Here is a 16341-nt window from a genome sequence, read left to right as displayed (position 1 = left end):
GCCGAGGCGGCGATCCGTTTGCCGAGGCCGTGCGAGGAGGCCGATATGACGAGATCACGCAAGGAGGCCGATGATGGACAGGACGCACCGGGTGCGCCGCCGGGTCGCGGCGGCGGCATCGTCCGTCGCGCTCGTGCTGCCGCTCACCGCCTGCGACGCCCTGACTCCCGGCAGCGCGGCCGCGGAGCCGGGGCCACGCAGCGTGCCGTCCTCGACCGCCGTGCCGGGTGAGGACATCACCCTGCGTCTGCAGTTCGCCGATGCCCCCCTGATGGTCGACGCGCTGATCGCCGCGTTCGAGAAGGACCACCCCAACATCAGAATCGAGCCGCAGTACAAAACGTTCTCGGACTACGTCCAGAACCTGAAGCTCACCATGACCTCCGACACCGCCCCCGACATCGCGCAGTACGCCGTCGGCATGACCGACCTGGCAGCGGACGGCCACATCCTCGATCTCGCGCCCTACCGGGAGGCGTACGGCTGGGACGAGGCCGTTCCCCCGGTCAGCATGGACCAGCTCACCGCGGGGCGGACCAGTGAGACCACCGGAGGTCGCGCCCTGTTCGGGGTCCCGGCCGGCCTGTCGATGACCGGCATCTATTACAACAAGGAGCTCGCCGAGCGGGCCGGGATCGACTCTCCGCCCAGGACTCTGGCGGAGTTCGAGGACCAGCTCGCAGCGGCCAAGGAGGCGGGCCTGACACCGCTCGGCGTGGGCGCGCTCGACTCCAGCGGGCTGCACCTGTGGGCCGCCCTCCTCAACCAGACCATGCCCACCGACGACTACTGGGACTGGGTCAACGGTGCCAAGGGCGCCACCATCGAGAAGCCCGCCGGGATCACCGCGAGCGAGCTGGTCATCGAGTGGAGCCGCAAGGGCTACTACAACGAGTCCGCCAACGGCACCGCACAGGTCGACTCCACCGCCCAGTTCGCCAAGGGCGACAGTGTCTTCCTGATCAACGGCAACTGGGCGGCGGGGCAGTTGGCGACCGCCATGAAGGACAACGTCGGCTTCTTCCCGATGCCGGGCGTACGGGCCTCAGCCCGCACCGTGGCCTCGGGCTTCAGCGTCTCCTACGCCATCTCGTCCCGCACCGAACACCCCGAGGCGGCAGGCGCGTTCCTCGACTTCCTGACCTCGCCCGAAGCCGGCCAGATCATCAGCGACAACGGTTTCCTGCCGGCCAACCCGAAGGCCGTGGCGAAGCCGGAAGGCGTCCTCGCCGACATCGCGGAGGGCCATCGGCGGGCCGTCGCCGACGACGGGATCACGACGTTCCCCGACTTCGCCGCTCCGGCCATGCTCGACCGGCTGCGCTCCGGCGTCCAGAAGCTCATCGCGGACCGCGTCGAGCCCGCCGACTACCTCGACTCACTTCAGGACGAGTGGGAGGAACATCATGCGCAGTAGGCCGCGGGTCCAGCCGGCGAGCGGCCGCGGGCGCAGTCCGTATCGCGGCTACGTGTACGTGCTGCCCGCCCTCGCCGTCTACCTCGCGTTCGCGGTGCTGCCCGCCCTGCACACAGCGTATCTCTCCCTCTTCGAGTGGGACGGCGTCACGCTCGGCGACTGGGTCGGCCTCGGCAACTACCAGGAGATCCTGCAGGACCCCATCCTGCGCCGGTCCGTGTTCAACGCCCTGGTGCTGGTGGTGTTCTTCTCCTTCGTGCCCATCGTGCTCGGCCTCGCCATGACCGGCCTGCTGGCCCGTCACCGGCGGCCCGGCATGGGGGCGTACCGGTTCCTCTTCATGCTGCCGCAGGTCGTTCCGCTCGTCGCCGTGGGGGTGACCTGGCGCTGGCTGTACGGGGACGACGGGCTGGTGAACCAGGCGTTGGGCGCGGTCGGTCTGGACGGCGTCACGCGGGCGTGGCTGGGCGACTTCAGCGCAGCGCTGATCGCCGTCGGGCTCGTGGGCACGTGGGTGCTGAGCGGCCTGTGCATGATGCTCTTCCTCAGCGGTGTGCAGAAGGTTGATCCCAGCCTCTACGAAGCGGCCCGGATCGACGGGGCCGGTCCTGTCCGGGAGTTCGTCTCCGTCACACTGCCGCATCTGCGCGGCGAGCTCGCCATCGCCATGACCGTGACCACGGTGGCCGCCCTCGCCAGCTTCGACATCGTGTACGTGACGACGAACGGCGGCCCCGGCGAGCAGACCACGGTCCCTGGTCTGCTCGTGTACCGACTGGCGTTCTCCGAGGGCAAGGTAGGGCTCGCCGCGGCCCTGGCGGTCGTCCTGGGCTTTCTCATCCTTCTGATCGTCTACCTCATCAACCGTCTGTCGAGGTCGGAGTCATGAACACCGCCACGCGACCGGAACGCTGGTCGGGATACGCGCTCCTGACGGTCATGGCGATCGCCGTCGTGATGCCGTTCCTGAGTGTCTTCCTGGCCTCCCTGCAGCCCGCGGGCACGCCGGTGGTGGGGCTGACCTGGCCCGAGCGGTGGAGCTGGGACAACTACGAACGGGCGTGGTCGGTGGCCGGCTTCTCCGACCTGATCCGCCACAGCATCACCATCGCGCTCGGTGTCGTCCCCGCCTCCCTGGTCCTCGCCACGCTGGCGGGCTACGCGCTGGGCACGGCGCGGCTCCCGGGCGGCAACGCAGTCGCGGCCTTCTTCGTCGCCGGCCTCACCATCCCGGTCGAACTGATCGTCGTCCCCCTCTACTTCGACCTGCGGGGGCTCGGACTGACCAACTCGTACCTGGGCGTGATCCTGGTGGAGATCGCACTGTTCATGCCGTTCAGCGTGTTCTGGATGCGCACCCACTTCCAGTCCACGCCCGCGTCGCTGGTGGAGGCGGCACGCATCGACGGTGCCTCGTCGGCCACGATCCTGCTGAGGATCCTGCTGCCGCTGGCCCGACCGTCCCTGATGACACTCGGTCTGCTCGTCTTCATGTGGTCGTGGAACCAGTTCCTGCTGGTACTGGTCCTCATCCAGGACACCACCAAGCACACGGCCCCCGCCGGACTCGGCTTCTTCGTGGGCCAGAACAGCACGGACATCCCCACCCTGGCGGCGGGCACGATCATCGTGATGCTCCCCATCCTGATCCTCTTCGTCGTCTTCCAGCGGAGCTTCGTGGCAGGACTGCTCCAGGGAGCGATGAAGGGGTGAGCCGCGCTCTGCGCAGGCAGTCGGGGAAGACACAAATGCCGGCCGCCGTCCCTCGCGCACCCCGGCGCCCGTCCCGGCCGGCGGGCCTACATGCGCGCGGGTTGGTTGGCGATCAGGAGGGTGGTGGCGGCGGGGCGGAAACCCAGGCGTGAGTAGATGCGGGCGACGGCGTCCTCTGCGTAGGCGAGGAAGACGGTATTCACCCCGTGGCCGCGCGCATGGGTGACCAGGGCCGTCGTGACGGCGGCGGCCAAGCCCTGGCGGCGGACGGTGGGAAGGGTGCCGATGCCGCCGATCTCGGTGGTGCCGTTCGCCGGGTGGTAGTGGCCGACGGCCAGCGGGGTGCCGTCCGAGGCCAGGGCGGCGATGAGTGTCTTGTGCCCGGCGCGGATGGTGGGGCGGATCGTTGCCACAGTGCCGTCCTCGGTCAGTTCCTCGGCCACCGCCGACAACTCCTTGCGGCCCGCCGGGCCCACCGCAGTGCCCGCCTCGGCGAAAGCCAGGCGCGGCAGGGCCAGGGCTGCGGGCAACGCGGGATCGTCGGCCCTCAGCGCACGGAGCGTCACGCCTTCCGGTACCGGCTGAGGGCTGACCTGCCGGCGCGGATCCAGAGCCATCAGCGGGCGTTCCGCCACTGTGAGGCCGGCGGCCGCGATGCGGGCCCGCAGCGTGGGCGCCGCCTCGGCGAGCCACTCGAAGGCCTCCGCCACACCGAGTTCGCGCTGCCGGGCCCGCACCCGGGCGATGTCACCGGCGGACACGTCCGAGGCTTCCGCCGCAGTGGGCTGAGCATGGCTGGGACCGCCGTAATACGGGGCACCTTGCTTCCTTCGCACGAACAGCCGCAACGAACCGAACTCTTCGGCGTCAGCGAACAACAACGGCACGGTGGCGTAGTACTCCTCGATCCGGGCACGCAGCGAGTCACTCATGCGGCGCATCCCACCATGGAACGGTGTGGCACCGCATCCGTGATATGTACCTCGGCAGCCCTTCGCCCGCGGGTCACAGTCGTGGTCTTCGCTTTGTAAGCGCCTGCGGCTAGGGGGTCAGGTTCCCCGCTGGACGGCGAAAATGGTTCGCTGGGCGCAGATCAAGGGCGTTAGCGTCCTGATCATGACTGTTGAGGATCCAAAAGACCTGGTTCGGCGTGGATATGACGCGCTATCAGTCCGGTATGACGAGGCATACGACTCCGACACGAAGTACCAGCCCTGGCTTGCCGGCCTGAACGCCAGGCTTGCTGAGGGCAGCAGAGTGCTGGATCTCGGCTGCGGCAGTGGGGTGCCGGTCGTACGCGACCTCGTGGCCGCAGGACACCGCGTCACCGGCGTCGACATCACGTCGGCGACGACTCGGAGGGCCTGCTCGCTCCACACCCGTCCACTGCTGTGGACATCGCGCCGTACAACAGTCTCGCCGACGTCGAAGAACCTCATCGCTCACCTCATCCCGTCCGGCCGGGCACGTCACCGGCGAGGAACGGCCTACCCGGTCGGTGCGCGGGCTCACCCCTGCAACTACTCGGCCGTCGGCGGCACTTGGCGGCAGTCGGCTGGTCACCTGTTCACCATCCTCCCAATTACTTCAGCTTCGTCGGGATCGGTGGATCGCCGACCGGGCAGTGATGGAACTACCCACGAACGTGGGGCCGTTGGGCCTTGCCCGCGAAGAATCGATGGGAGTGTGCAACCGTCATGACCAACGCCTCACCTCCAACACGGCGGGCCCTGGTGGTCCGCGGCGGTTGGGAGGGCCACTCGCCGATGGAGATCACCGACCGGTTCCTGCCATTACTCAAGGAGCACGGCTTCGTCGTCGACACCGCCGAGTCGCTGAACGTCTACGACGACGAGGACGCGCTCGCCGCCACCGACCTGATCGTCCAGTGCTGGACCATGGGCGAGATAACCCCCGGGCAGTCCCGCAAGCTCGCGGCCGCGGTCCGGGCAGGCACCGGATTCGCCGGCTGGCACGGCGGCGTCATCGACTCCTTCCGCGGCAACCTGGAGTACCAACTGTTGACGGGTGGTCAGTTCCTCATGCATCCGCCCGGGTTCGTCGACCACACGGTGCACCTGGTCCCCGAGCGGGCAGGCCACCCGGTCATCGAGGGACTGGCGGACTTCGCCGTCCACACCGAGCAGTACTGGGTCGCCACCGATCCCGACATCGACGTGCTCGCCACCACCACTTTCCCGGCCGACGGGCAGCGGGACCATGCCGTCGTCATGCCGACCGTGTGGACCAGGACCTACGGCGCCGGGAAGGTGTTCGTTTCCGCGATCGGCCACAAGACCGACGACTTCGACATACCCGAGGTCCTTACCCTCACCGAACGGGGGCTGCTGTGGGCGAGCCGGTGACACCGCTGCGGGTCGGCATGGTCGGCGCGGGCAAGATCAGCGGCCAGTACCTGGCAACACTGGCCAGGTTGGGCAATGTGCGGCTGACCGCTGTGACGGACCTGGACCCCTTCCGGGCCAAGGAGGCGGCCGCCGCGGCCGGAGCGGAGGCCGTCGGCGACCTCGAAGGCCTGCTCGCCCGTGACGACGTGGACGCCGTACTCAACCTGACGATTCCGGCCGTCCACGCACAGGTGGCACTGGCGGCGACTGCCGCCGGCAAACACGTCTACGGCGAGAAGCCACTGGCCGCAACCCGCGAGGAGGCCACCGCCGTGCTCGCCGCCGCGCGTCGGGCGGGCGTCCGGGTCGGTTGCGCGCCGGACACCGTGCTCGGCACCGGTACCCAGACCGGCCGCAAGGCCATGGACGACGGACTGATCGGCACCCCGGTCGCCGCAACCGCCTTCATGGCCACCCCCGGCCCTGAGGCATGGCACCCGGACCCCGAGTTCTACTACCGCCCCGGCGGCGGCCCCCTTCTCGACATGGGCCCGTACTACATCTCGGCCCTGGTCCATCTGCTCGGCCCGGTGGCCAAGGTGACCGGCGCGGCTTCGGCGCCCCGAACCGAGCGTGAGATAGGCGACGGCCCCAGGGCAGGGCAGCGTTTCGCCGTCGAGGTCGACACTCACGTCACCGGGGTCCTGCACCACGCGAGCGGCGCGTTGTCGACGCTGCTGATGAGCTTCGACATCCACGCCGCCCACCTGCCCAGGATCGAAGTGCACGGCACGGAGGGGTCGTTGTCGCTGCCGGACCCCAACACCTTCGACGGTCCAGTGCAGTTGTGGTCGGTCCGCTCCCCCGGCTGGCAGTCACTGCCGGTGTCCGCCGGCCACGAACACGCGGGGCGTGGCATCGGTCTGGCCGACCTGGCCGACGCCCTGGCTGCCGGGCGCCCGCACCTGGCCTCCGCGGAACTCGCCGAGCACGTCCTGGACGTGATGCTCACGCTGCTGGACGCCGCGCGCGAGGGCCGGAGCCTCACGGTGACCACCACCTGCGAGCGGCCCGCCCCGGTCGGCTGACCCCCGCGCCCGTCGGCTGACCCGGCCGTCCGCACCCGGACGTAAGCGGCGGGAGAGACCGGCCTCGGCTCCCGCCGCTTTGTGTACCTGGGGGCGCCGCACTGTCACACGACGCCGTCGTCGGCCGCAGAGTCGCGAGAGAGCCCCTGCTCAGATGACTCCCTGCGCCGCCATGGCCTCAGCCACCCGCAGGAAGCCCGTCACGTTGGCGCCGAGGACGTAGTTGTCGGGGTTGCCTCCGTACTCCTCGGCGTTGACACGGCACTGGGCGTGGACGGTGCGCATGACACTGGCGAGCCGGGACTCGGTCTGATCGAAGGTCCAGCTGTCGCGGGCGGCGTTCTGCTGCATCTCCAGCGCCGAGGTGGCCACACCACCCGCGTTGGCGGCCTTGCCCGGGCCGTAGAGCACCCCGGCCTCCCTGAACACCTCGACCGCCTCGGGGGTGCACGGCATGTTCGCGCCCTCGGCCACGGCCAGGGTTCCGTTCTTGACCAGCGCGACGGCATCGTCGTGGCGCAACTCGTTCTGGGTCGCGCACGGCAGGGCGATGTCGCACGGGACGTCGTACACCGTGCCGCGGGACGAGAAGCGCGCGGTCGGCTTCGCCTCGGCGTAGGTGGAGATCCGGGAGCGGCGCACCTGCTTGATCTCCTTCACCAGGTCCAGGTCGATGCCGTCCTCGTCTACGAGGTATCCGGAGGAGTCGGAGCAGGCCACGACTCGCCCGCCGAGGGCGTGGACCTTCTCGATGGCGTACACGGCCACGTTCCCGGAACCGGAGACCACCACATGGCGGTCGCCGAAGTCGTGGCCGCGGGTGGCGAGCATCTCCTGCGCGAAGTAGACGGTGCCGTAGCCCGTGGCCTCGGTGCGGGCGTGTGAGCCGCCCCAGGCCACTGGCTTGCCCGTGAGGACACCTGACTCGTAGCGGTTGGTGATCCGCTTGTACTGGCCGAAGAGATAGCCGATCTCGCGCGCTCCCACGCCGATGTCCCCGGCGGGCACGTCGGTGTGCTCGCCCAGGTGACGGTACAGCTCCGTCATGAAGGACTGGCAGAACCGCATGATCTCCGCGTCCGACCGGCCCTTGGGCTCGAAGTCCGCCCCGCCCTTGCCGCCGCCGATGGCCATGCCGGTCAGCGCGTTCTTGAAGATCTGCTCGAAGCCGAGAAACTTCACGATGCCGAGGTTGACGCTGGGGTGGAACCGCAGGCCGCCCTTGTACGGCCCGAGGGCGCTGTTGAACTCCACCCGGAAACCACGGTTGACCTGTACGTCACCGCGGTCGTCGAGCCACGGCACCCGGAAGATCAGCTGCCGTTCGGGTTCGCACAGCCGCTCGACGATCCCGGTGCCCAGGTACTCGGGGTGCCGGTCGAGGGCCGGTGCGAGGGAGGGCAGTACCTCGGCCGCCGCCTGGTGGAACTCCGCTTCGCCGGGGTTGCGCCGGCAGACCTCCGTATAGACGGTCTCGAGGTACGCGCTGACATCCATGGTCGCTTGTCGCCTTCTCTTTCCAGAAGCTGGGAGCAGCTTTTGACGCCATGCCCAACGAGGCCGTCGACTGTGTGTCCGGCAGTTCTGCGGGCGTTCACCCGAACGTGGGTGAGCAGCAGGCAGGTCACGCCCAGCGGGTCGACCGACGGCGGACGCGCCCGGCGGGTCCTTCACCAAGGCGTACCGCTGGGCGGGACGCCAGCCGTGCTGGTGTCTGCGTGCCGCCCCACCAGTAGCGGAGCCGTCGCGGAACCCGGTGGTGACGTGTCGTTCCACCTGGGGAAGGGCGCGTCGTTCGACCTACCATGTCGGCATGGCCGTCGACCTATTCGCAGGCATCCCCGTCAGTGACATCGCATCGGCGCTGGCTTGGTACGAGCGGCTGCTCGGCTCCCCGCCGGCGTTCATCCCGAACGACAAGGAGGCCGTGTGGGAGCTGGCGGAACATCGGTATGTCTACATCGAGCATCGGCCCGGGCACGCCGGCCACGCCTTGAACACCGTCTTCGTCGACGACCTCGACACCCGCGTCGCAGGGATCTCCGATCGGGGGCTGGATCCCCGGACTCGCGAGACCTACTCCAATGGTGTGCGCAAGGTGACGTACCAGGATCCGGACGGAAACGAGATCGCGTTCGGCGGCGCTCCGTTCTGACCCGCGCTCGTAGGGGCATCGACTCAGCCGTGCGCTGCGCGACCGGGCCGATCACTGATTGACGCCGCCCGGCAGCCGGGCGGCGAGCCACCAGTGACCGGCCTGCCATCCCGTCAGCCACGAGGGCACCAGTCCGGCGACCGTACCCGGAGCGAGCGCCATGAATACCGAGCTGCCCACGGCCGCCGTCGATCTGCGCGTACGACGAGCATGAGCCCCAGCCATGCGCCGTAAAGGGTCAGCCGACCGGCAGCGCGCGCCCGAGGATCCTGTCCAGTTCGGCGGAGCGCGGGAGGGTACCGAAGGCGTGTCCCCAGTCGCCGCCGAGCCGGGTCGCGCAGAAGGCGTCGGCCGCCTCGGCCGGGGCGTGCCGGACCAGCGGGGAGGCCTGCAGGGTCAGGGCCATCCGCTCCACCATGCGTCGGGCACCCGTCTGGTCGGCCTCGCGCAGCCCGTCCTTCAGCCGGGCCACGGCCGCATCGAGCCGGGCGTCCGCGCCGCGGGCGAGGGCGAGTTCGGCGAACAACGCGTCGGCGGTGGCGGGCTCCCGGGTCAGCGCCCGCAGTACGTCGAGGGCGTTGACGTTGCCCGAGCCCTCCCAGATCGACAGCAGGGGGGCCTCCCGGTAGTGGCGGGGCATTCCCGACTCCTCGACGTAGCCGTTGCCGCCCAGGCACTCCAGGGCCTCCGCGGTGAAGGCCGGGCCCCGTTTGGTCACCCAGTACTTGCCGACGGCGGTGGCGATCCGGCGGAACATCCGCTCGCCGTCGTCCCCTCGCACCGCCCGGTCTGCCGCGCCGGCCAGCCGGAGGGTGAGAGTGGTGGCCGCTTCGGACTCGAGGGCGAGATCGGCCAGGACGTTGCGCATCAGGGGCTGGTCGAGCAACCGCGTGCCGAAGGCGCTGCGGTGGCGCACATGGTGGCCTGCTTCGACGAGCGTCTTGCGCATCAGCGCCGCCGAACCCATCACACAGTCGAGCCGGGTGTAGTTGACCATTTCGATGATGGTCTTCACGCCTTGGCCCTCGGGCCCGACGCGCCAGGCGACGGTGCCGTCGAACTCCGGCTCCGAGGAGGCGTTGGAGCGGTTGCCCAGCGTCCTTGAGCCGCTGGATGCGGAAGGTGTTGCGGCTTACGTCGGGGCAGCACCCGCGGCAGCAGGAAGCAGGACAGGCCGCCGGGTGCCTGGGCGAGCACGAGGAACAGGTCGCACATGGGCGCCGACGTGAACCACTTGTGCCCGCGCAGGGTGTAGACGCCGGGCTCGGCGCTGGGCGTGGCCGTTGTGGTGTTCGTCCGTACGTCGCTGCCGCCCTGCTTCTCGGTCATTCCCATCCCGGCGAGCAGCCCACGCTTCTCGGTGGGCGCCCGCAGACCGGGGTCGTACTCCCGGCTGGTGAGCAGGGGTTCGTACACGGCGGCCAGCTCAGGCTGCCGGCGCAACACGGGTACGGCCGCGTACGTCATCGACGTCGGGCAGGTGTGGCCTGCCTCGGTGTGTCCCCACACCAGGGCGCCCGCGGTGCGCGCGACATGGCACCGGGCCGGTCGTCGGCCCAGGGGGCGCCCGCGAGGCCCGCGTCGACCGCCACCCGCATCAGGTGGTGCCAGCTGGGGTGGAAGTCGGCTTCGTCGACACATCGGGAAGGCGGCGTCCGATGACGAGGGCGGGCCGCTCTGGGACGCCCTTGCTCCATGGTGGAGTCAGCCCGCCGCCGGGCCTCTGCCGCGCTCCGGTCGGAGCCGGAGCGCGGCGGTGCCGGAGCGCGGCGGTGCCGGAAGGCGCGTCAGAAGAACGCGACGCCGCTCCAGCCCGAGGAAGACAGGGACGTCGGGTCGCCCAGGGTTCCGTCCGCGGCAGCCGGGTGCAGCCACAGCTCACCGGAACGGTCACTGGTCACCACGTCGCTGCTTCCGTCGCCGTTCACATCACCGACGACGGCCATCCGGGGCCGCTGCCGTGCGTCCCAACCGGACGAAGCGACGGTGGTCGGCGTGCCCAGGTCCCACAGCTGGTCGCTGCCGTACTTGACGGGGAAGTGGCGCAACGCCCCCTGCTTCGTGTCCTGCGCCCAGAAGGAAGGCGCCCCCGATTCCGAGAGCACGTCCGAGAACCGTACCGACGTCGGCCCCCAGCCGCTCGTCCGGCACCGCCCGTCTGGGACCCGGCACCGCCCGGCTGGGACCCGGCGCGCGCCCTGTGCCGCGGATGCGATCGACGCGGGCGGCGACCGAGCTCACCGGGCCCCTCCGCCGTCGTCCACCACGCTGCTCAGGTGGTGCGCCCTGGCCGCCTCCCACAGCGGTACGACGCGCTCGGTCTTCTGCTTCGCCGTGCTCGGCGACGGGGACGCGCCGTCCCTCGGCAATCCGGGCGGGGTCACTGCAGCCTCCGATCGGTCAGGGGCGCGTCACTCAACGGACGCGTCGGATATCCGTGTGCACTGATCAGATCAACCGGACCGAGCACTCCAGTTATTTCTCTCCTCAGGTGTGACCCACATCACTCGATGGAGAGACTTCGGGGCGTCAACGGCCCTTCGAGTCCTCACAGTGGGCCGGCCTCAATCCCTTCGCTTCGGCATGCTCCCGCCTGGCGCGCTCGGTCTGCAGGGCCGTCGGCGCGGCGGGCAGGGGCCCATGAGCCCCCGGTCGGCAGGCGTCCAGCAGAAGCGCGACCAGGCGTCGCCACGCATGCGGGGCGGCACAGCGGGTCATCTGGGTGACGGCCCCATTGGCGACAAGAAAGAGGAAGAGATCCTCCGCAACGAGGTCATCCCGGACGACGCCGGCCTCCTGCGCCCTCAGCAGCAGGTCGGCCAGGACGCGGGACTGGTATGCGCACATTCCCTCCAGCTCGTCCGAGGCGGGCAATGTCAACAGGAACATGTCGCCGAGCCCCCGGTCGGCCGCCATGGCGCCGCAGAGCCGCTCGAGGTATGCGCTGAACCCGACCCACGGATCCTCGCAACGGAGCGCCTCTTCCCCGATGGCCGCGACTTTCGCGAGTTCCTCTTCGAACACTGCCCCGATCAGGGCAACGCGGGTGGGAAAGCGCCGATACAGCGTCCCGGCACCCACGCCGGCACGCTCCGCCACCTCGTCCAGCGGCGCGTCGACCCCCCGCTCCTGGAAGATCTGCCGTGCGGCATCCAGGATGCGCTGCCTGTTCCGCAGGGCATCCGCGCGCAACCCTCGCGCGGCGGTCGGTGTGCTCTCCGTTGCTGCCGCCATACACCCAGACTACCAACCGGAGGGTATGGTCCGCTTTTGCTGGCGTTCTAACCGGTGGCCGCTTCGGCGAACTGGTTGGTGTCGAAGAGTTCGTTGATGTGTCCGCCGAGCTCAGACCAGTGGCGTCCGGATAGTTCGGCGGCGGCATGGGCGTCGCCGCCGGCGCAGACGTCGATGAGCTGGTCGTGGTGCTCGATGGTGTTGCGGCCGCCGAGCAGGGTGGAGAACTTGCGGTAGAGGATCCGGTGGATCTGCGGGTGGAGCTGCTCGACGATCCGGCTGAGCACGGGGTTGTCCGCGGCCGCGATGGGGACGGCGTGGAAGCGGTCGTCGGCGGCGAGCGCGGCGGTGGTGTCGTCGGCGCCGACGGCCCGTTCGAAGGCGCGGTTGGCCTCTCGCATGCTCTCAAGGTCCTGCTCGGTCATGACCGGCACAGCCGTCTCGATGGCGAGCCGGTCGAGGGAGCGGAGGACGGCGAGGGTTTTCTCGACGTCACGGCGGTTGAGGGTGGTGATGCGGGTGTAGACGCCGGGTTTGGCTTCGACCAGGCCGATGTCGGCGAGCCGGGCGAGCGCCTCGCGCACAGGGGTGCGGCTGAGGCCGAGGCGCTCGGCGAGTTCACCGTCCTTGACCTTCTCGCCCGGGAGGAGTTCGCCGCGCACGATGGAGTCGCGCACGCGGTGGAACACCTCGTCACTGAGGAGGCGGCGAGAGACAGGGCGGTCGAGCGACATATTGCGTACAGTACATCGCTCCCTCACCCTGTCCGTCTGTGTTCCGGGTTCCGGCCCGGCCGACCAGAGCCTGGGCCAGGATGAGCGCCGGGTCGATGACGGGGACGTCCACGGCGTCGGAGGGAAGACCGAGGGGGATCTCGGTGCAGCCCGCGATGACCACCTGCACGCCTTGTTCGGTCAGGCGGTGCGCGGCGCGGGCCAGCAGCGCGGTCGTCGTGTCGTCGTGGGTGCCGGCTTTCACCGCGCGGATGCCGGCCGTGACCTCGTGGTCCTGACTGCGGGCATCGGGCAGGACGAGGCGGATCCCGGAGCGGTCCAGCCACGCGTGGTACAGGCCGGCGCGGACAGTGCCGCTGGTGGCGAGCAGTCCGGCGGTGTGGATGCGAGGGCTCAACGTGGCGAGGTGCCGGGCCACTTCGCCGATCATGTGGACGATGGGCAGCCCGATGCGATCGGCGATGCGCGGGACGAAGGCGTGCGCCGTGTTGCAGGGGATGGCGATGACGGTGGCCCCGGCCTCGCGCAGGACACGGCTGCCGTCGAGGAGCCAGGGGGTGGGGTCGGGGCCGTCGCCAAGCAGGGCTTCGGTGCGGTCGGGGATGGTGGGGTCGGACCAGATGACCGTCCGAAGGTGGTCCTGGTCGCTGGAGCCGGGAGTGGTCGAGACGAGCTTGGCGTAGAAGTCGGCGGTGGCTGCCGGGCCCATGCCGCCCAGGATGCCGATGATCTCGGAGGTGGCGGCGGGAGTGGTGGTGTTCACCGCACCGTTTCCTTCTGCGGGACCGTGGCCTCGGGCGCGGCTGGGCGGATGGGTGTTGCGGGGGGTTCGCGACGGCCGCGCTTGGCTTCACGCCGGTTCTCGGAGCTGTCGATGTCTGTGCTGGTGGGACGGGTGTCTGAGGTGTTCATGAGCCTCCTGCCATATGCAATATATTGCATTCTGGGCGTTGGCCGGTAACACTGAGGCCGGAAACGCTGTCCTGTCAAGGGCCGCAAGGACGAGGAGCATCAGATGGCGCAGACGACACGCACGGAGCACGACCTGGTAGGAGACGAGGAGGTACCCGCCGACGCCTGCTACGGCGCGCACACCGAGCGGGCCGTGGAACGGATTTCGCGATCACCGCACGCCTGTTGTGGCCGCTTTCGGTCCTCCTGACTCCGCGGTCGACGTTCGGGCGGCCGATGTCAAGGAGGTGGGCCGCATTCCCGATCCGGGTGTTGGGCCCACTGAGCTCACGCCGGAACCCTGGCAAGGTCGTCGGCGAGTGACCGACCGGCTCGCGCTCGTGCTCGCGAGCCCACGACCAGGGGGAACACCATGCATCGCAAACGGCTCGCCGCCGCAGTGCTGCTCGCCGCGACGCTCACCGGGGCGCTCGCCCCCATGGCGACGGCCCATCAACCCGACCATGTCCAGCGGCAGTTGGATCTGCTCGTCGAGCGGGGCGGGGTACCGGGGGCCCTCGCCCACGACGGCCGGACCACGCATACCGCCGGTGTCGCGGACCTGGAGTCGGGCCGTCCGATGGTCGATGCGCGCGGCCGGTTCCGGCTCGCCAGCAACACCAAGGCGTTCACCGCCGCAGCCGTGATGCGTCTGGTTGCGGACGGGCACATACGACTCGACGACCGCGTGGGCGCCTATGTGCCCCAGCTCACCGAACGCACCATCACCGTACGGCAGTTGCTCAAGCAGACCAGCGGGCTGCCGGAGTACACGTCGCTGGTGGACTGGAACCGGCCCGGCACGGCCCAGGACTACCTGGCCCTCGCGCTCACCGAGAAGCCGGTCTTCGAATCCGGCACCGACTGGGGCTACTCCAACACCAACTACCTCGTCCTCGGCATGGTGATCGACGAGGTGTCGGGGGTGGACTTCCGCACGTACATCGAGCGTACGATCCTGCGTCCACTGCGCCTGGACGACACATACTGGCCCGCACCCGGAGAGTTGACCCTGCGCGGACCGCATGCCCGCAACTACGGCGTCCATCCGGCGCGACCGGGGGCCGGCCGGGTGGATGTGACCGAGCTTCCCGGGTACGAGTTCGGTGCGTCCGGGGGTCTCGTCTCCACGCCCGGAGACCTCAACGCCTTCTGGGACGGCCTGTTCGGCGGCCGGCTCCTCCCCGGCTGGGCGGTGCGCCTGATGGCCCGGGACACCACCGATGTCGGTGGCCGCGACGGCTACCCGGCCGGCAGCCGCTACGGCTACGGCATCGTCTCGATCCCGCTCAGCTGCGGCGGCGTGTACTGGGGCCACGGCGGCGACCTGCCCGGCAACTCGGTGGGCGGCGGCCGTGCCACGGCCGGCCGCGGGACCGTGACCGTCTACACCACGACGTGGGCGGCCGAAGGCGAAAACCTGCGCCTTCTTCAGGGAGCCGTGGACGCGGCCCTGTGCGCGAGGAAACGCTGACCGCTCGGCTCGCGTCGATGTGCGTCACCGGCTACTCGCCGGTGGCACCGTCGATGGCTTCGCGAAGGAGGTCCGCTTGGCCCACGTGCCGGGCGTACTCGGGACCCGTCAGCCGGCCGTGAGAGAACTGACGCGGCGCGAAACCCTCGCGCGACAGTCAGTGCTCGTGTCACCGTTCGTCACCGTCTCGGGTCTGCCGGGCCCCGTCGTTCAGAGGCCGCCCGTGAGCAGCGCGGTGCCGAGGGGTGTCAGGGTGTGGACCACCGTGTTGCGGTGGCGGGTGGTGACGATCCGGTTTCGCCTCGCGCAGTACGGCCGCGTGCTGACTGGCCGTGGGAGCGGTCACCCCGATGCGGCGGGCGAGTTCACCGGAGGTGCAGCCGTCCTCCACCACGCGCAGGGCCGCCGCGCGGCTGGGTCCGAGCAGCCGGGCCAGGGCCTTCGGGGAGCGGTCGTCGAGATCCGACCACCAGTCCGGCCCGGGAGCGATGGGGTAGACGAGCACCGGGCGCAGCTCCGCGTCGACCAGGGTCACGGGTGTGCGCCAGCAGAACACCGACGGGACCAACAGCAGGCCCCGGCCGGCGAGATGAAGATCGCGGTCGACGGGGTAGTCCGCTTCCAGGACCGGCGGCGACCATCTCAGCACGGGGCGCAGGCTGTCCAGCAGCCCGTCCACCCCCCGGTCCAGCTGGGCGCGGCCCAGTGCGGCTCGTTCGGCGTCGACGAGGGAGCGGATGCGCGGCCAGACCGGGGCGAGCGCGGCGTCGTAGTAGCCCCACGGACGCGGCGGTGGTGCGGCCGTCGGCAACGCATCGCCTCGCACACAGCACCGGGCCACGCGTTGCCGAGGGCGGGAGTACTCGGTCAGCCGGTGAGCGCGGTGCGGCGGGAGCGGGCCACAGTCAGCCCGCCGAGGAACGCGGCGACCAGTCCGATCGCTATGGCCACGATGGCACCGGCTCGCCCGTTGCCGGTGCCGAAACCACCGGTTGAGGTGGCCAGGTGCAGCCCGGCGAGGACGATACCGGTCAGCCCCACCACCATGGCCGTCATGGCCCACGCTCGCTCGTTGCCAGTGCTGATGCGACCCGCGGAGCGGGCCACAGCCAGCCCACCGATGACCACGCCGAGCAGCCCCACCACCGCGGCCACGACGGCCCCGGTTCGCCCGTCCCCGATGACGCCACCGGCGGCGGCCATCATCTGGGCTCCTGATGAGTTCAT

General features: G+C 70.0%; 19 protein-coding genes and 1 pseudogene. 8 read left to right on the top strand and 12 right to left on the bottom strand.

The window, feature by feature from the left end:
* Positions 1-70: 70 nt before the first annotated feature.
* From EF387_RS11555 to EF387_RS11545, 3 genes are read left to right on the top strand one after another with little or no spacing between them, the layout of a single operon-like run.
* A complete protein-coding gene (locus EF387_RS11555) occupies positions 71-1417 on the top strand; it encodes an extracellular solute-binding protein (RefSeq protein WP_128376423.1) in 1347 nt (448 codons plus the stop codon).
* On the top strand, positions 1407-2306 hold the full coding sequence (locus tag EF387_RS11550) for a carbohydrate ABC transporter permease (protein WP_128376422.1): 900 nt from the start codon (positions 1407-1409) through the stop codon (positions 2304-2306). Before EF387_RS11555 ends, EF387_RS11550 begins: the two co-directional genes overlap by 11 nt.
* Positions 2303-3130, top strand: a complete 828-nt coding sequence (locus EF387_RS11545) for a carbohydrate ABC transporter permease (protein ID WP_128376421.1) — start codon at positions 2303-2305, stop codon at positions 3128-3130. Before EF387_RS11550 ends, EF387_RS11545 begins: the two co-directional genes overlap by 4 nt.
* Positions 3131-3216: 86 nt before the next feature.
* Here EF387_RS11545 and EF387_RS11540 read toward each other — a convergent pair whose 3' ends face one another.
* The gene (locus EF387_RS11540; protein ID WP_420802556.1) at positions 3217-4071 is read right to left on the bottom strand and encodes a GNAT family N-acetyltransferase; all 855 of its coding nucleotides are present in this window, start codon (positions 4069-4071) and stop codon (positions 3217-3219) included.
* A 756-nt stretch (positions 4072-4827) separates the two neighbouring features.
* Here EF387_RS11540 and EF387_RS11525 point away from each other — a divergent pair.
* Positions 4828-5496: a ThuA domain-containing protein gene (locus EF387_RS11525; RefSeq protein ID WP_128376419.1), complete on the top strand. Its 669-nt coding sequence runs from the start codon at positions 4828-4830 to the stop codon at positions 5494-5496.
* Entirely contained in the window at positions 5481-6566 is a 1086-nt protein-coding gene (locus tag EF387_RS11520) for a Gfo/Idh/MocA family protein (RefSeq protein ID WP_128376418.1), read from the top strand. The genes EF387_RS11525 and EF387_RS11520 overlap by 16 nt, the downstream gene beginning before the upstream one ends.
* Positions 6567-6716: 150 nt before the next feature.
* On the opposite strand, the gene gdhA is transcribed toward EF387_RS11520, so the two are convergent.
* A complete protein-coding gene (gene gdhA / locus EF387_RS11515) occupies positions 6717-8063 on the bottom strand; it encodes an NADP-specific glutamate dehydrogenase (protein ID WP_128376417.1) in 1347 nt (448 codons plus the stop codon).
* A 316-nt stretch (positions 8064-8379) separates the two neighbouring features.
* On the opposite strand from gdhA, the gene EF387_RS11510 reads away from it, so the two are divergent.
* On the top strand, positions 8380-8721 hold the full coding sequence (locus EF387_RS11510) for a VOC family protein (RefSeq protein ID WP_128376416.1): 342 nt from the start codon (positions 8380-8382) through the stop codon (positions 8719-8721).
* A 51-nt stretch (positions 8722-8772) separates the two neighbouring features.
* Here EF387_RS11510 and EF387_RS49415 read toward each other — a convergent pair whose 3' ends face one another.
* The 8 genes and pseudogenes from EF387_RS49415 to EF387_RS46645 form a co-directional block, all read right to left on the bottom strand.
* Complete coding sequence (locus EF387_RS49415) at positions 8773-8901, bottom strand: hypothetical protein (protein ID WP_274388932.1); 129 nt, start codon at positions 8899-8901, stop codon at positions 8773-8775.
* Between the two features lie 58 nt (positions 8902-8959).
* Positions 8960-10358: pseudogene (locus EF387_RS11505) on the bottom strand (acyl-CoA dehydrogenase family protein); the annotation flags it as partial.
* Positions 10359-10508: 150 nt separating this feature from the next.
* Entirely contained in the window at positions 10509-10826 is a 318-nt protein-coding gene (locus tag EF387_RS11500) for a hypothetical protein (protein WP_128376415.1), read from the bottom strand.
* Positions 10827-10958: 132 nt separating this feature from the next.
* Positions 10959-11105, bottom strand: coding sequence for a hypothetical protein (locus tag EF387_RS46650; RefSeq protein WP_155589754.1), 147 nt, complete (start codon positions 11103-11105; stop codon positions 10959-10961).
* Between the two features lie 145 nt (positions 11106-11250).
* Positions 11251-11955, bottom strand: coding sequence for a TetR/AcrR family transcriptional regulator (locus EF387_RS11495; RefSeq protein WP_128376414.1), 705 nt, complete (start codon positions 11953-11955; stop codon positions 11251-11253).
* A gap of 47 nt (positions 11956-12002) precedes the next feature.
* A complete protein-coding gene (locus EF387_RS11490) occupies positions 12003-12632 on the bottom strand; it encodes a GntR family transcriptional regulator (protein ID WP_238431455.1) in 630 nt (209 codons plus the stop codon).
* 16 nt (positions 12633-12648) lie between these two features.
* The gene (gene cuyB / locus EF387_RS11485) at positions 12649-13452 is read right to left on the bottom strand and encodes a cysteate racemase (RefSeq protein ID WP_238431454.1); all 804 of its coding nucleotides are present in this window, start codon (positions 13450-13452) and stop codon (positions 12649-12651) included.
* Positions 13449-13601, bottom strand: a complete 153-nt coding sequence (locus tag EF387_RS46645) for a hypothetical protein (RefSeq protein ID WP_155589753.1) — start codon at positions 13599-13601, stop codon at positions 13449-13451. The genes cuyB and EF387_RS46645 overlap by 4 nt, the downstream gene beginning before the upstream one ends.
* A 103-nt stretch (positions 13602-13704) precedes the next feature.
* Between EF387_RS46645 and EF387_RS46640 the strand changes: the two genes are divergently transcribed.
* Together EF387_RS46640 and EF387_RS11480 are read left to right on the top strand one after the other, a co-directional pair.
* Positions 13705-13851 (top strand): hypothetical protein, encoded by a 147-nt coding sequence (locus tag EF387_RS46640; RefSeq protein WP_155589752.1) that lies wholly within the window; start codon positions 13705-13707, stop codon positions 13849-13851.
* A gap of 162 nt (positions 13852-14013) precedes the next feature.
* Complete coding sequence (locus tag EF387_RS11480; protein ID WP_128376412.1) at positions 14014-15114, top strand: serine hydrolase domain-containing protein; 1101 nt, start codon at positions 14014-14016, stop codon at positions 15112-15114.
* Positions 15115-15283: 169 nt separating this feature from the next.
* On the opposite strand, the gene EF387_RS11470 is transcribed toward EF387_RS11480, so the two are convergent.
* Both EF387_RS11470 and EF387_RS11465 read right to left on the bottom strand, forming a co-directional pair.
* Positions 15284-15925, bottom strand: a complete 642-nt coding sequence (locus tag EF387_RS11470) for an ArsR/SmtB family transcription factor (protein ID WP_128376411.1) — start codon at positions 15923-15925, stop codon at positions 15284-15286.
* 56 nt (positions 15926-15981) lie between these two features.
* Positions 15982-16341, bottom strand: a complete 360-nt coding sequence (locus tag EF387_RS11465) for a DUF6223 family protein (protein WP_128376410.1) — start codon at positions 16339-16341, stop codon at positions 15982-15984.

It is taken from the genome of Streptomyces cavernae (genome assembly GCF_004023625.1).
Taxonomy (GTDB): Bacteria; Actinomycetota; Actinomycetes; order Streptomycetales; family Streptomycetaceae; genus Streptomyces; species Streptomyces cavernae.
The sequence above is the reverse complement of the archived record's forward strand: the minus strand, read 5'-3'. Positions and strand labels throughout refer to the sequence as shown.

What these genes read in the sequence shown, in the direction of transcription:
- EF387_RS11480 (WP_128376412.1), top strand. Translation starts at nt 14,014, where the DNA reads ATGCATCGCAAACGGCTCGCCGCCGCAGTGCTGCTCGCCGCGACGCTC.
- EF387_RS11525 (WP_128376419.1), top strand. Translation starts at nt 4,828, where the DNA reads ATGACCAACGCCTCACCTCCAACACGGCGGGCCCTGGTGGTCCGCGGC.
- EF387_RS11495 (WP_128376414.1), bottom strand. Translation starts at nt 11,955, where the DNA reads ATGGCGGCAGCAACGGAGAGCACACCGACCGCCGCGCGAGGGTTGCGC.
- EF387_RS46640 (WP_155589752.1), top strand. Translation starts at nt 13,705, where the DNA reads ATGGCGCAGACGACACGCACGGAGCACGACCTGGTAGGAGACGAGGAG.
- gdhA (WP_128376417.1), bottom strand. Translation starts at nt 8,063, where the DNA reads ATGGATGTCAGCGCGTACCTCGAGACCGTCTATACGGAGGTCTGCCGG.
- EF387_RS11555 (WP_128376423.1), top strand. Translation starts at nt 71, where the DNA reads ATGATGGACAGGACGCACCGGGTGCGCCGCCGGGTCGCGGCGGCGGCA.
- EF387_RS11465 (WP_128376410.1), bottom strand. Translation starts at nt 16,341, where the DNA reads ATGAACTCATCAGGAGCCCAGATGATGGCCGCCGCCGGTGGCGTCATC.
- EF387_RS11510 (WP_128376416.1), top strand. Translation starts at nt 8,380, where the DNA reads ATGGCCGTCGACCTATTCGCAGGCATCCCCGTCAGTGACATCGCATCG.
- EF387_RS11540 (WP_420802556.1), bottom strand. Translation starts at nt 4,071, where the DNA reads ATGCGCCGCATGAGTGACTCGCTGCGTGCCCGGATCGAGGAGTACTAC.
- EF387_RS11550 (WP_128376422.1), top strand. Translation starts at nt 1,407, where the DNA reads ATGCGCAGTAGGCCGCGGGTCCAGCCGGCGAGCGGCCGCGGGCGCAGT.
- EF387_RS11545 (WP_128376421.1), top strand. Translation starts at nt 2,303, where the DNA reads ATGAACACCGCCACGCGACCGGAACGCTGGTCGGGATACGCGCTCCTG.
- EF387_RS46645 (WP_155589753.1), bottom strand. Translation starts at nt 13,601, where the DNA reads ATGAACACCTCAGACACCCGTCCCACCAGCACAGACATCGACAGCTCC.